This is a genomic window from Okeania sp. SIO2C9 (genome assembly GCF_010672455.1).
Taxonomy (GTDB): domain Bacteria; phylum Cyanobacteriota; class Cyanobacteriia; order Cyanobacteriales; family Microcoleaceae; genus Okeania.
The window spans coordinates 60,496-74,312 of record NZ_JAAHGO010000004.1; the positions used below are offsets into that span (position 1 = coordinate 60,496).

12 protein-coding genes and 1 pseudogene are annotated in these 13,817 nt (G+C 35.6%); 1 reads left to right on the forward strand and 12 read right to left on the reverse strand.

Annotation, left to right across the window (positions count from 1 at the left end):
- Positions 1-115 precede the first annotated feature (115 nt).
- The 4 genes from F6K23_RS04475 to F6K23_RS04490 form a co-directional block, all read right to left on the reverse strand.
- Entirely contained in the window at positions 116-1,309 is a 1,194-nt protein-coding gene (locus F6K23_RS04475; protein ID WP_293151162.1) for an FAD/NAD(P)-binding protein, read from the reverse strand.
- 1,202 nt (positions 1,310-2,511) lie between these two features.
- Positions 2,512-2,661 (reverse strand): hypothetical protein, encoded by a 150-nt coding sequence (locus tag F6K23_RS04480; protein ID WP_293151165.1) that lies wholly within the window; start codon positions 2,659-2,661, stop codon positions 2,512-2,514.
- A gap of 321 nt (positions 2,662-2,982) precedes the next feature.
- Positions 2,983-3,231, reverse strand: a complete 249-nt coding sequence (locus tag F6K23_RS04485) for a transposase (RefSeq protein ID WP_293151168.1) — start codon at positions 3,229-3,231, stop codon at positions 2,983-2,985.
- Between the two features lie 57 nt (positions 3,232-3,288).
- Positions 3,289-3,771, reverse strand: coding sequence for a hypothetical protein (locus F6K23_RS04490; protein ID WP_293151171.1), 483 nt, complete (start codon positions 3,769-3,771; stop codon positions 3,289-3,291).
- Positions 3,772-4,106: 335 nt separating this feature from the next.
- Between F6K23_RS04490 and F6K23_RS04495 the strand changes: the two genes are divergently transcribed.
- Entirely contained in the window at positions 4,107-5,255 is a 1,149-nt protein-coding gene (locus F6K23_RS04495; RefSeq protein ID WP_293151174.1) for a glycosyltransferase family 4 protein, read from the forward strand.
- 216 nt (positions 5,256-5,471) lie between these two features.
- Here the strand turns inward: F6K23_RS04495 and F6K23_RS04500 are convergent, their stop codons facing one another.
- From F6K23_RS04500 to F6K23_RS04535, 8 genes and pseudogenes are all read right to left on the reverse strand, one after another.
- Entirely contained in the window at positions 5,472-5,930 is a 459-nt protein-coding gene (locus F6K23_RS04500; protein WP_367267625.1) for a leucine-rich repeat domain-containing protein, read from the reverse strand.
- Positions 5,931-5,933: 3 nt separating this feature from the next.
- Positions 5,934-6,080, reverse strand: coding sequence for a leucine-rich repeat domain-containing protein (locus F6K23_RS04505; RefSeq protein WP_293151179.1), 147 nt, complete (start codon positions 6,078-6,080; stop codon positions 5,934-5,936).
- Positions 6,066-6,167 (reverse strand): annotated as a pseudogene (locus tag F6K23_RS04510) (leucine-rich repeat domain-containing protein); the annotation flags it as partial. The gene F6K23_RS04505 and the pseudogene F6K23_RS04510, both read right to left, overlap by 15 nt.
- Before the next feature lie 1,274 nt (positions 6,168-7,441).
- Complete coding sequence (folE, locus tag F6K23_RS04515) at positions 7,442-8,080, reverse strand: GTP cyclohydrolase I FolE (RefSeq protein ID WP_293151182.1); 639 nt, start codon at positions 8,078-8,080, stop codon at positions 7,442-7,444.
- 373 nt (positions 8,081-8,453) lie between these two features.
- Positions 8,454-9,437: a GTP-binding protein gene (locus F6K23_RS04520; protein ID WP_293151185.1), complete on the reverse strand. Its 984-nt coding sequence runs from the start codon at positions 9,435-9,437 to the stop codon at positions 8,454-8,456.
- Between the two features lie 1,091 nt (positions 9,438-10,528).
- On the reverse strand, positions 10,529-10,864 hold the full coding sequence (petJ, locus tag F6K23_RS04525) for a cytochrome c6 PetJ (RefSeq protein ID WP_293151188.1): 336 nt from the start codon (positions 10,862-10,864) through the stop codon (positions 10,529-10,531).
- A 301-nt stretch (positions 10,865-11,165) separates the two neighbouring features.
- Positions 11,166-11,666 carry a DUF3122 domain-containing protein gene (locus F6K23_RS04530; RefSeq protein ID WP_293151191.1) on the reverse strand — a complete coding sequence of 167 codons (501 nt, stop codon included), beginning with the start codon at positions 11,664-11,666 and terminating at the stop codon, positions 11,166-11,168.
- A gap of 1,346 nt (positions 11,667-13,012) precedes the next feature.
- Positions 13,013-13,792 carry an MBL fold metallo-hydrolase gene (locus F6K23_RS04535; protein ID WP_293151194.1) on the reverse strand — a complete coding sequence of 260 codons (780 nt, stop codon included), beginning with the start codon at positions 13,790-13,792 and terminating at the stop codon, positions 13,013-13,015.
- Between the last annotated feature and the right edge of the window lie 25 nt (positions 13,793-13,817).

Sequence of the window (13,817 nt, forward strand, 5' to 3'; positions counted from 1 at the left end):
TTCTTCTTTCTTCCCTCCTGACTCCTGACTCCTGACTCCTGACTCCTGACTCCTAAGTAATTAAGACTAATATCATACACTAATTTACCAACTCCTGACATTTTTCTTCCATTGCTCAACTTTTCAATGCTGATACGATACGGGAACTTGCCATCCTTGCCCCCGATAGGTTTCTGGCGACAGGTCCTACTTGCAAAGCAGCTAACCCACCCATAATAAATAGTTCGCAACCAGACCAGCGCAAATATTCGTCTAATACTGGCAAACCATTCACTATTTTCACTGGGTGAGTATGCAAGACTTCTTTTAAGATAGGTTGTTGTGTGACATCAAGTTTTGTACCTGTTGCTAACCAGATGCGGTCGAATTCCCACGTCATTCCATCATCACATTTTACTTGCCAGCGATCGCTGGCAAACTCAGCACCCACTACCTGACATTCCTCAAAAATAGATAATTTGTCTTGGTGTTGGTAACGGCGCAACTGAGTCATCACTGCTGGTGTCATGGAACCGCCATCTCGTGCTTGTTGAATTAACTGCCATCGTTTTTGCCAGTCAGTTTCGGCGCTAAAAGCTTTTAAATATTTTGGGCCTAACCAACCGGGTTCGGCATCAAATAATTTCTCTTTGAGCTGACGTCTTACCATCAAGGTTACGTTTGCGCCTCGTTTTAAGGCTCCCACTACTAAGTGACCGCTAGTTAATCCTCCACCGATAATTAGCACTTTTTCCCCTCTGAGTCGCAAACCTTGCAAGTCTACTTGGTGGGAGTGACAAAGGCGTTGGTTTGGATAGGGGGTAGGAATTTTTTTCGCCCATTGTGGAAGTTGAGGTTTTCCTCCACCATTGGCTATGATTACTTGACGAGCTATGGTTGAGTTACCATCATCTAGTTCGACTCGAAATTGAGGGTTCCCTCGGTGGGTGATGGGAGCAATGTTTGTCACTGATGCTTTATATACTTTGTCTTCTAACTGCCAGCGACTAACTACGTCTTGGGAAAATTCTTGAAATAGTTTTGTTCCAGGTAGGTCGTAGGGGGGGAATAGTTCGTTTGGGCGATTTTCCGCAAACCGACGCAGGGAATAGGGGTCTGGGTCTGGGTGGTGAACGGCGGGCGATCGCAAGTGGGGTATTTCTTGGGCTGCAAATTGCTGTCGCCACTGACTCATCCAAGTGGCACTGGGGTCAAATACTATTATTTTATGGCGATACTTTTTCCGTTTTTGCAACAGATGAGTTACCAATGTTAGGGCGTGGGGCCCCGCACCTACGATGGCAATGTTGGTTTGTATTGGTAAGGACATGGAATTAAAAAACAATAGTTATGATAATGATAATCATTATTATTTTAATTATATATATAGCTGTAACGGCTCACAAACAAGATTTTTCCTAGGTCATGCTGCGCAACAAGCAAACAAGCTTAGATTATTTGCATATCATCTGAGTAGGCTTTAGGTTATATCATATAGTTGCAAATACGTCAAATCAGTATATAGGCAACTTAGAAAAATTAGTTCATCATGGTTGAATAAAAATGAGATTTCGCCTGTCTAAACAACGAAATAATAAGTGTTTGAGGCTTTAAAATCTTTTTAGGTAATAAAATTCCTTTGATTATAGCTCTGTATATATTATCACATAAAAGCTAAAACTATTGAAATTCTGTTGGCTATTTCAGGTAATTTATCCGATTTTTTGTCATCAATCTCTGACAAAGTTTAAAATCTTAAAATTAGAAGTTGAGATTGATAATTAAAACTTTTCACTTGAGCGATCGCTGAAATTAAAGAATGAGGATTAAATAAAATACAGAAATTAAAGAGCAAAAATTAAAATGTTTAAATGACGCAGAATTTGATGTTGAATGAGAAATGATTGACTACTCCCCGGAGGTCAGTCACGGGGAAACAAGCGCAGATACTACGCAACAGGATAAATCCTTGTTGCTCCGTCTGTTCTTAGCTGACCAAAGATATACTCTTTGGGGACAAGTCAAAGTGCCCCTACACAGTCTGCTTAAGTCTAAACCTAGCTTTGCGGCTTACTTTTGTGATGATATTTGCAGCCCCATTACAGTCTGCATTCACAAAACCTAAAAAATAACGGGAGGAAGTACGCAGCGCCCGTTTTAACGGCTGGTTGAATAACGACACGCGGGTAATAAAGCGTAGTAAAAATCTGCTATACTTAGAGGAATAAGGAACAAGGTTTGTCGCCATGACAAGACCGCGCTTTGCGGTGAGATTCCGGTAGACAGGAGACGGGGAATTGATTTCCTACGACGGCTGTTAGCTCCGCATTCGGCACCGAAAAGCAAGTAGGCAGCTAGAGCAGCGAGAAGATTGCTCCAACCAGCGCGAGTAAAACCACTCGTGAAAGCTATAAAAAAGTAAGCTCACAGCTAAATCTTTGATTTACGCCGAGGAGTTTAGAAGTCTGCCCTTCAGGCTTTAAGCAAATGTGGATTTATGAGGGGCTGCGTGCGGAAGTAAATTCCGCACATTTATTCGCCCCGTCCCAAATGGGGGTGGACTAACCACAGAATCCAGGGTGTTTCAACCCCTGGAGATGTCAAAATTATTACCACTTCTATACAAACCACGCTGTCTTGATGCAGTCGCTCATGGGGGAAACCCCCAAGACCGCGCTGCATCGCTTTACTCTTTTTCCTGACGGTTTCCAATCATTGGGTTTCTCACCATAATTAGGCAGATTGTCACCATCTAAAAATGAAGGGGCGAATGCCATTCGCCCCTACAAGTATAGCTTTCTTCGGTTTCTATAAATATAATCCCATACTCTTGACATAATTGAGCTATTCTCTGTTTGAGTCTAGCTGTCGGAATTGGTAAAAATTCTGAATTACTTTTTTTTCCTAATTCTATTTCATTTTTCTGACCTTTATTCCAACCAAATGCAATTGTACCAATAGAATTTTTGTGCGCAATGATTAATTACTATTCTGGCTGCTTTATTAATTCCCAAATCGCATTTGACGGTTACGCTTTTCTGTAACTGCAGCTAGTTTATTTGACCAAAATCCAGTCGGTTGATTTTCTTTAATGGTTGATATCTGTTTGTTGTACCAACGATTCATTGATTTAATCTGTTTCCCATCTACTATCAAGCTAGTATTTACATTGGATACACAGGTCAACCAATTATTTACACCATGGTCTATTCCTAAGACATTTTCTCGATCTAATTGAGGTTTAATTACCATTTCTTTTTGATAGACAAATTCCCAATAAAAACATCTATTTATGGGTAATATTCTTAGTTATTTGAGACTAGAGAATGCTCTTATACTAGGCATGGGAATTAAAAAGCTATCTATTCCAAACCAGCGTTTACAGGTATTCCCTAATGGTACTCTAATTTGATTATCTTTAAGTTTTAATGCTTGCTTGGGGTAACTAACTGTAGCCATTCCCCCTTTTTTTCTGTAGTTAGGAATCCTTGGTATGTCTAAGATTTTTCCTTCTCTGTAGGCTTTAATTAGACTATAATAATAGCGAAATGATTCAGCTACAGTTCTCAATATTTGTTGTGCTGCTTGAGAATATAGAACTTTATAATGATAGTTGTGTTTGTAGACCTTTTCTAAGTAATATTTGCCAATACTAATCCTGGCTTTAAAATATAATTGTCTACCATAATATATGCCCATATTAGTGAGTTTGTGAGACTGTTCGCACAAGAATGTTAAAATGGGAATTAATTCAGGATTTTTACCTACTAAAACTTGCTGACAACAGTACATTTGAAATGGGCATACCGAACAATAATTGTAGGTAATAATAGCACAGAAAAACTAAAGTTGTCTAGTCTAAACGACTCCCTTGTTTTCATCCCCTGGTTAAAATACGGGGGCCTTCAACGTCGCTTTTCGGTAATTAGTGGAATTAACAACAGAGGTTGACAAACAAAATTCTGATATTCTAACTTCCTGACTCCTGACTCATGACTCATGACTCCTGACTCCTAACTAGACTTATCTAACTTTTTAGAGAGCAAATGGTATTATTTACAGACCGAGGCGTTTTTGTCTATCCAATGATAAAATCTCTCAAAAATAATATCTGCCTATTCATCTGAATGCATATTGCTTGGCTTGGAAAAAAATATCCTTTTTGTGGCAACGTTACCTACTCTAGAGAAATAACCAATGCTCTATTAGACCGGGGCTATCAGGTTAGCTTTCTTCATTTTGCTACTGAAGATAATGAACCTGATAAATGGCCAAGATTTCATGAAGTGTCTCTTCCTTGTATCTACAAATCTCAGGGTTATATCATACCTACCCTTAAATCTAGCAAAGTTTTGAGTGAGGCTTTACAGAAACTCAAGCCTGATATTGTCCATGCTTCTTTAACTCTTTCTCCTCTTGATTTTTTACTACCTGAAATTTGCGAAGAGCTAAATATCCCTTTAGTTGCTACTTTTCATGCCCAGTTTGATAGTAAACCGCGTAATATTAAATCTGGGACTCAATTTTTGGCTTATCAGTTATATGCTCCTTTTTTGGCACATTATGACCGAGTTATTATTTTTTCTGAAATACAGCGAGATTTCTTGGTGAAATTAGGAGTCCCTAGCCAAAAGGTAGCAGTAATTCCCAATGGGGTTGATGTAGATAAATATTGTCCTGGTATGTCTAGTCTCAAGGCTGAGTTAAATGCTCAACGTATATTTCTATATTTAGGTCGTATTTCTACGGCTAAGAATGTTGAATCTCTACTTAAGGCTTGGAAACATTCTGATATGGGAGATGGTAGCCATTTGATTATTGTTGGTGATGGACCATTAGCTGCTTCTTTGCAAATGTTTTATAGCGATGTGAAGGGAGTTAGTTGGTTTGGATATGTGAGTGATGAACAACGACGGATAGAAATTTTGCGTGGTGCGGATGTGTTTATTTTACCTTCTTTGGTTGAGGGTTTGTCTTTGGCTTTGTTGGAAGCAATGTCTTGTGGTTTGGCTTGTGTGGCGACGGATGCTGGTGCTGATGGTGAGGTGTTGGAAAATGGTGCGGGTATAATTTTGAATACTCATAATGTTACTACTCAGTTGCAAACTTTATTGCCTTTGTTTAAGGATCATCCTGAATTAACTACTCTTTTGGGTCAAAAAGCGCGTCGGAGAGTTTTAGAACGTTATACTTTGAGTAGAAATATTGCTCAATTGGAAATGCTTTATGCTGAAGTTTTACGAGAAAGAAATCTAAAGTTGAGTAGTTTGATTTAAGGAAGAATGCTTTAGTTATCTAGGAGAGAAGGAAGAAGAAAGAAGGAAAGTATATGAGTCTATAGAACCCATTTGGTATCTTTTATTGAAATACAAATGTTTCAGGAAAGCCGTTTTAAGAAGCCTAAAAACTATACGCAATAGAAGAGAAAAATTTCACTATCGATTGATTAGTAATTTTGCTTCATAGATATAATCTTTTCCTTCTCTTTTTATTTATTGGAAGTATTCTCTAATTGATTCTATTCCTTTTTCAGCAACTTCTATTGGTGGAGTTTCTAGGGGATTACGACTTACATCAAGCTGAATTAAGTTGGTCAGTGTAGTGATAGATTCCGGGATGGTTGTCAATTGGTTACCACTTAAATCAAGTTCAGCTAAATTGGTGAGTTTAGTGATAGATTTTGGAATGGTTTTTAATTGATTACTACTTAAATAAAGCCAAGTTAAATTGGTAATTTTCGTGATAAATTCCGGGATATTTGTCAATTGGTTACCACTTAAATCAAGGCAAGTTAAATTGGTAAGTTTAGTGATAGATTCCGGGATAGTTTTTAATTTATTATCACTTAAATTAAGCTCAGTTAAATTGGTTAATTTAGAGATAGATTTCGGGATAGTTGTCAATTGGCTAGCACTTAAATTAAGCTCAGTTAAATTGGTAAGTTTAGTGATAGATTACGGGATAGTTTTTAATTTATTATAACTTAAATAAAGCTGAGTTAAATTAGTTAGTTTAGTGATAGATTCCGGAATGGTTTTAAATTGATTCTCACTTAAAGAAAGTTCAGTTAAGTTGGTTATTTTAGAGATAGATTCCAGCACAGTTGTTAATTGATTACCACTTAAATAAAGACAAGTTAAATTGGTTAATTTAGAGATAGATTCCGGAATAGTTGTTAATTGATTATCACTTAAATTTAATAATTATAGCTGCTCTAATTCCCAAACCTCAGTAGGAATTTCAGTTAATTTTTCATCATCTCTGCTAGAAAAATTATTACTTAAGTATAACTCCTTAAGTTTGTTTTCTTTAGCGATCTGTATTCTTTCTCGAAAATTTTGCGGTATATGATTCTAATTATTTGTGTTAGGAGAATTCATAAGTTGATAATGAATAATGGATAATTAGGGTATTGTAGCATTTCCCAAAGTTATGAAGTACATTGACAATCCCCCTAAATCCCCCGTTTAACAAAAAGCGCAGCATCTTATGACTTCCCCCTTTCTAAGGGGGACGGGAGGGGGATTAATAAAGGGGGACTTTGAAGGATACCCCCTGCTTTCAAAGTGAGGGGAGTGGGGATATAAACTAGAGATTTAAAAAACTCTTTAATTATCAATTATTCATTATCAATTATCAATTATCAATTGTTAAAAAGATTATCCCAAAAACTTTTTACTTTACCGATCGCCCCTTCAGAATGCCAACCATTTTTTGCCTATTCCAATACATAACCAGATACAGTTTCTATCTCTGTTTCTATTAAACAGTCTTTGTAAGCTTACATATTATTTTTCCCATTCTTAACCAAGTAAGCGATCGCCTCGACAGAATCTAATTTATCTCTTTCCAAAGTCTCTATTTTGAAATTTTTCCCCATCTAACAATATTACCTCCATTAGCATGACAACCTACACAATGAATCTGAAAAAGTTCCGCACCTTCTGTCATTTATGCACCTAATGCATTAGGCATTTTCGTAACATGGAAAAACATAAATATTAATAACAGAACTTACGCATAAACCAGGTTTACCGACTAAATTTCGTGGTTTAAAAAACAATAATTAGGGCAATAAACCGGGTTTCTTTTTTAGGTGCGTAAGTCCTGTTAAATTTATTGATGCTAAACTACTTAGTAAGTCAATAAGAGCAATTCTAAGTATGGAGCAAAAAGTCTCTTCCTTTCTGATTTGAGTCTTAGAGTATTTTCTCTTATCATCATCAATAATTCTAATACCAAGCAACTTTTTGTCTAAGCATTCAGCTATTAGCATTCAGCTCTCAGCAATAAAACTTAATTAAGCAAGTATTCGCTTAACTTCTCCTACATTTTCAAATATCTGAAGCACAAGAGCAACGAAATTGACTTGTTAACTAAAGGTAATAAAGCTGACTGCTGTTTGCGCAGCATTCCGTAGGAAATGCTTACCTTTTTGTTATTCTAGCTAAACTTAAAAAAACTAATGAAAAGAATTACTATGCCTAATTAAACTCATAAATTCTTGACGAGTTTTCTCCTCATCAGCAAAAACACCACGCATAGCGCTAGTAGTTGTCCAAGAACCTGGTTTTTGTACTCCACGCATGACCATGCACATATGAGTTGCTTCAACAACTACAGCAACACCTAAAGGCTTAAGTAATCCTTGAAGTGCATCAGCTATTTGTGCTGTTAGACGTTCTTGTACCTGTAAACGTCGGGCATACATTTCACAAATTCGAGCAATTTTTGATAGTCCAATTACTTTTCCATTGGGAATATATGCTACATGAGCGCGACCAATAATAGGCAAAATATGATGCTCGCAAGAGCTAAAAAGATCGATATCTCGAACTAAAACCATTTCTGAGATATCTTCATTAAAGACAGCTCCATTCAGCAATTCATCTAGAGATTGATGATAACCTGAAGTTAGAAATTTTAGTGCTTTTACCACCCGTTTAGGAGTATCTAATAATCCTTCTCGGTCTGGATTTTCTCCTAATCCTATTAATAAAGTTCTCACCGCTTGAATCATTTCAGCTTCTGTAACAGGAGGCTGAGATTTTGTTTTCAATTCATCGGTAGAAACAAATTCTGGAGCGATTGGTAAAGTCATAGTTCAAAGGTTTGAAGGTTAATATTTTTTTGGATAGTTTGGCAGATATTTTCCAACATAAAGTCAGATTAATTATGAGGAATATTATCTGGTATTTATCCTAGAATAGCTGGGTTTAATTTGTCACTCCAATTTGAAAAAATAATTTGCTCGAATGATAAGTATGCTCAAAAGACAAGTGCAGGAGATTTCTCTTTGACAAAGCGGTCAGACCCCGCGACGACTTCAGTCGCACCTGGTAGTACACCAAGAGAAAAAAATAATTTCTGCCCTAAAAACTGGTATTGAAACCATTCATTCTGACTCGGTCTTCTTGACTCCTGAATTCTCAGAAATACCTAGCTATTTGTAACAAACATTTATTAAAATTGTATCACATAGTTAGACAGTTTGTTAAATCTTGTTGAATCATTAATGGATTCAAATTTCGTCCAATTAATACTAACTGATTTGTCGGAGTGGTTGACCATTCCTCTACTTGCATATCATAGCGTTTGCCGCTCAATTGAAATATATGTTTTGATTCACTTTCTTTGAACCAAAGAATTCCTTTTGCCCTAAATATATTCTCTGGTAACTTCTCTATAAAATTCTGTTGAAATTTGAGGGCAGAAAAAGGTCTTTTACTTTGGAATGAAATAGATGTAAAACCATCATTTATTAGATGATCTCTAGGAATTTTTTGTAGTTCATGCTGATTATTATTATCTTCTAGAGAATAAGGTTGAAGCTTGGATAGATTTACATCTAAAATTAAGTGTAATGGTATCTTGCTGTACTCACTTCTCAAAACCCTAGCTCCATTATTTATAGTTTTAATATAAGACTCTAAATAATCTACTTGATCTTGGGAAGCTAAATCTGTTTTATTGAGTAAAATAATATCCCCATAAGCAATCTGTTTAAAAGCTGCTTCACTATCAAAATGGTCTGGTGTAAAATTTTCACAATCCACTAAAGTCAGTACAGAATCTAAGTGAGTTAAATCTTTTAACTCTGTACTCAAAAAAGTTAACATAATTGGAAAGGGGTCTGCTAAACCAGTGGTTTCTATAATTAAATAATCAATTTTTTCATCCCGTTCTAAAACTTGGTAGACTGTATCTACTAATCCTTCGTTGAGAGTACAACAAATACAACCATTGCTAAGTTCTACCATATTTTCATTAATATCTACTAATAACTGACTATCTATATTAATGTCCCCAAATTCATTAACTAATACTGCAACTTTTAAGTTCTGCTTATTATGCAAAATTTGATTTATTAAGGTTGTTTTGCCACTGCCTAGAAATCCAGTAATAATAGTAACTGGCATCCCTCTTTTAGGAATATCTAATTGTAGTGAATTATTCATTATGGCTAAATTCATTGACGAAGACAGCTACTCTTAAATCTTGCTGACGATCGAAAAATACGATCAAGCAAGGTTGTTTTGTTACTAACAAGAAAACCAGTCATTTCAGTTATTAGTTATCAGTAACTCTGGCTGTTTGCGCAGCATTCGGTAGGAAAGCATTGTTAATATGAGTTGCTGACTAGCTGGAAAGTTGCTATTTCTAGTTGACTTAAGAGATTCTTTGAGCTGGTTTGCTTCATTTCATTATATGGATATTTTACTTTTGGGGTCTCTATGATAATCATCATCATAATCAAAATTTTACATCTAGTCAATTCAATGGAGATTCGAGAAAATTTTCATTAATAGAGTGACAAACGCCTCAATCTTATTTTTGAATGGCCGTTGATAATTGATGGGATAATCGTGATGTCCATTGGCATAGTTTGTTTCAACAATTAATAATGAATAATTACCTCTCCATGAATTGAAGAGGATTGACAAATTCATGAAAATTTTTTTTATTATCCCCTATCCAAGGGGAGGCGCATACCCACAATTTTTCGGTAAAAACTTGGGAAATATCTACATTTTTCTTTCTTTCAAATCTTCTTCTTTACGCGTAAATTTTGACAAAGATTCTTGGCTATACTTATCCATAGATCGTTAATTAATTGATAATTGATAATTGATAATTACCTCTGGTTAAAACCGTTACGGAATTGAATATAAGGAAATATTATTTCTTCACAGGAGTCGATTGGATATGGCTCCGAGACCTCGCCATCCCACCCTACGGGAAGCTCCGAAGATCGACCGCTGTCTTGGTTGATTGGATATGGCGAGGGGACCTCGCCATCCCTCAACCGCTTTTTTTCCCTTAAAAGGGTCGGCTTTAAACCAGAGTTATTGAATTATTAATTATTAATTATTAATTATTCGGTAAGAATAGGGGAACAGTAAGTCATATACACTATAATAGACATCTCTAATAATCAAAAATAAAATTAATTATTGTACATAAATCATCAATTATTTCTCCCTACTCCCTACTTCCTCTTTTCTGGAGATGTGTAATGTTTAAATATTAGCTTTTATAGCTATATCTATTAACGCCAAGCATTTTCTGCCTGCTTCAACACATAACCAGATACAGTTTCTATCTCTGTTTCTGTTAAACGGTCTTTGTAAGCTGACATATTATTTTTTCCATTCTTAACCAAGTAAGCGATCGCCTCAACAGAATCTAATTTATTTCTTTTCAAAGTTCCTATTTTTAAGTTTTTCCACCATCTAACAATATTGCCTCCTCTGGCATGACATCCAGCACAATTAATTTGAAAAATTTCTGCTCCTTTGGCTGTTTCTGCTGCTAATGCAGGGGGCATTTCTATAAAATTTATCAATGTGAATATTAATAAGCAAACTGTAATTATTTTTTTCATTTTTTTATCCTAAATTAATCTCAATTATAGCAGGGAACAGGGAATAGTTGGAAAAACATTTCCTAGTCTAAGATTGATCGTCAGTAATTTTCCTAACCAATTCTTTCTGAGCTAGAATACATTCAACAATTAATAATTAATAATTAATTATTACCCCTTCTTTTCAAGGAGAGGATTGACGCGGTAGGGATTTTTTTTTATTCTCTTGGTCGATTGGATATGGTTAGGAAACCTATGCATCTATCGATCGTTTTTTTCCCTTGAAAGGATAGGCTTTAAACCTTAATTATTCTGTAAAAAATCACCAAAAATCAACTTTATCGAACAATTTTCGCCATTCTTTAACAGCAAAAATTGGTACGACTAATTCTGCTAAATTTTCACCTTGCAAAGCTATATTTATGCGCAGTGGAGTATCAGAATTTAACTTTTTCATTACTTCCAAAAAGTCATATTCTCCAACATTAGCAGGAAAAGAAGAATCAACTAAAATATCCTCTGCATTCCAGATATTACCAGTGCCAGTAGTAATTTGTAATTTTTGGGGATGAGCTAACTCAATAATTCCAGGAAATCCTACCAATCGTAAATTTAAAGTTATTAGTTTACCAGATTTTATCCTTTTATATAATATAATCTGCCATGCTCTATCCGAAAGGTCTCGCAAACTTTGTCGAGAGCGATACATAATTTGTGTAGAAGATTCGGGGTAAGTATGAATAGAAGCTAAAGCTGGTTGAGAATTACTAATAATCAAAAACAAAGATAATATTACTGTAAAAATCCAACGAAAATTAATCATACTTTTATAGCGCTACGGGCTAGTTCAACAATTAATAATGAATAATGAATAATGAATAATTACCTCTCCTTGAAAATAAATTGAAGAGGATTGACAAATTCATGAAAATTTTTTTTCTCTTGGTCGATTGGATATGGCGAGGAGACCTCGCCATCCCACCCTTCGGGAAGCTGCGAAGATCGACCGCTTATTATCCCCTTAAAAGGGGAGGCGCATACCCACAATTTTTCGGTAATAGGGAATAGAGAAGAAACAATATATATGAATAAGATAACTGCTATATTCTATTCTTTAAAAGAACACCTCAATTCTCACATCTGATTCCTGATTGCCATATCATAGGAAAAGCCAGTCATGCAACATGAAATTAATCATATTATTAACCTGAAATATTAAAAAATTAACTTCACAAAATTAATAGTCAACAGCTTCCAAAATATTAAGTAGTCGTGGAAAATAAATTTCCTAGTTGAGAGAGGGAAAAGAGAACAGGGAGTCAATAGTAGGTGTAATTAGGGTTTGCTGAATAAAGCTTTTTGGTAAGGTTAGGAGACAGAAGAGATGGGAGCGAGGAGGTAGGAGTAAGAATTGTTCCTCAATTTTTCTGTCCGAAGGTTTGCCTTTTATCCCACATTCCGCACGTCAAGAGCGTAACATTAAAAGTAGTATATAAATCTGTAGCTTCCTAGGTATTTATACTATGCAAATCATCTTAATTACTTTTTTCGTCGATCAAATTCCGAGTCAAAAATTTACGCATAAATACTTGCAGTATTGATTACTCAATCACGGCAGCTATGATTTTCTTCTAAAATTCTGTCTCCTGTCTCCTGTCTCCTGTCTCCTGACTCCTTCTTATATACTACATTTTGTAGTGCGAAATGTAGGTTTTATGCTAACATGCATGAGGGTTTTAGACTAAAACCAGCGCACCCCATTGGGAATTAAAGAAGGCTCAAACCTTTACCTATAAATGGTTGTATAATTAATCAGCAGAGCCATAATTAATTTTGCATAGTAACTTACCAATTATCATTGAAAGTTGTGAATTAAATTTAGTTTAATGGTAAGCATTCAGCCATGATTTATCAGCTATAAGCTATTACTTTTGGTAAATTTTAAAAGCTGTATTAATTCAGCCAGGGTTAAATATTACTACAAAAGTCGTTAAATTATATTTGAATTTAAACCCTGTCCTGAAAAGCAGAGTGTCGCTACATGGAAGTTAAAAGTCAATCATTTTTGATTTGTAATTGTTTTAGGATTTTGTAACTGGTCAATTATTTCAGCCATCCTGCAAGAGTATTGTTGCTGATAGCTGATAGCTGACGGCTGAATGCTTAAGTTTAATTAGCTAATACTCTCTGCTCTAATTGTACTTCAAAACGTTTTCCAGGTTGAGCCTCTATTACTTTTGTCTCCAAATTATTTTTGGTTAACTGAAGTTGTGTTTCTTCTACACTTCCTTCTGCTTTGAGTAAAGATATTAATAATCCTTGAAAATCTATATCGCCCCCTGCTGCTGTAGGAAACATTACTTGGGGTTTCAACCATTGAGCTACTTGTAAAGCACTTTCATTTCCTTTAATTATCGGCCCGACTAACGGTAAATTCAAATTTATAATCGGGGTGATGACCACATCTATAGGAGCAAATTCTTTGATTTTTTCAGAATGACTGCCATGTGGTTCATAGTACATTGTATTGTCGGTCTTTAGGTCTTTAAAAATGTAACCGTTTTCTACCAACGTTGGGCCAACGAGTGAACCAGGAACTGCTCTAATTTCAATACTATTGTCAAAAGAATATGTCTCATCATGAGCAAGTGTGACTATTTGAGAATAACCAAACTCCTTTACTACTTTTGCTGCAGTGGGAGAAGCGACTACAGGAATATTTTTGTCTAACTGTTTTAGGGTCTGGGGATGAGCATGGTCTTCTAACCCTTGAGACAATACAATTAAATCTATATTTTCTGGTATGGCACGGGGAGTACGCCTCTCTCCTTTGAATAACCAGGGTAGATTACCGAAAACTAGGGGGCCAACTAACCAAGGGTCCAGCAGGAGTTGTTTGCCTCCAATTTCAATTAACCAGGAATTACTATCTAACCAAGTCAGATGCATAGTATCTATAAAATTAAATTATCTT

Excerpts from the sequence above, each read along its gene's own strand:
- F6K23_RS04475 (WP_293151162.1), bottom strand. The coding sequence starts at position 1,309 with ATGTCCTTACCAATACAAACCAACATTGCCATCGTAGGTGCGGGGCCC.
- F6K23_RS04480 (WP_293151165.1), bottom strand. The coding sequence starts at position 2,661 with ATGCAGCGCGGTCTTGGGGGTTTCCCCCATGAGCGACTGCATCAAGAC.
- F6K23_RS04485 (WP_293151168.1), bottom strand. The coding sequence starts at position 3,231 with ATGGTAATTAAACCTCAATTAGATCGAGAAAATGTCTTAGGAATAGAC.
- F6K23_RS04490 (WP_293151171.1), bottom strand. The coding sequence starts at position 3,771 with ATGTACTGTTGTCAGCAAGTTTTAGTAGGTAAAAATCCTGAATTAATT.
- F6K23_RS04495 (WP_293151174.1), top strand. The coding sequence starts at position 4,107 with ATGCATATTGCTTGGCTTGGAAAAAAATATCCTTTTTGTGGCAACGTT.
- folE (WP_293151182.1), bottom strand. The coding sequence starts at position 8,080 with ATGACTTTACCAATCGCTCCAGAATTTGTTTCTACCGATGAATTGAAA.
- F6K23_RS04520 (WP_293151185.1), bottom strand. The coding sequence starts at position 9,437 with ATGAATAATTCACTACAATTAGATATTCCTAAAAGAGGGATGCCAGTT.
- petJ (WP_293151188.1), bottom strand. The coding sequence starts at position 10,864 with ATGAAAAAAATAATTACAGTTTGCTTATTAATATTCACATTGATAAAT.
- F6K23_RS04530 (WP_293151191.1), bottom strand. The coding sequence starts at position 11,666 with ATGATTAATTTTCGTTGGATTTTTACAGTAATATTATCTTTGTTTTTG.
- F6K23_RS04535 (WP_293151194.1), bottom strand. The coding sequence starts at position 13,792 with ATGCATCTGACTTGGTTAGATAGTAATTCCTGGTTAATTGAAATTGGA.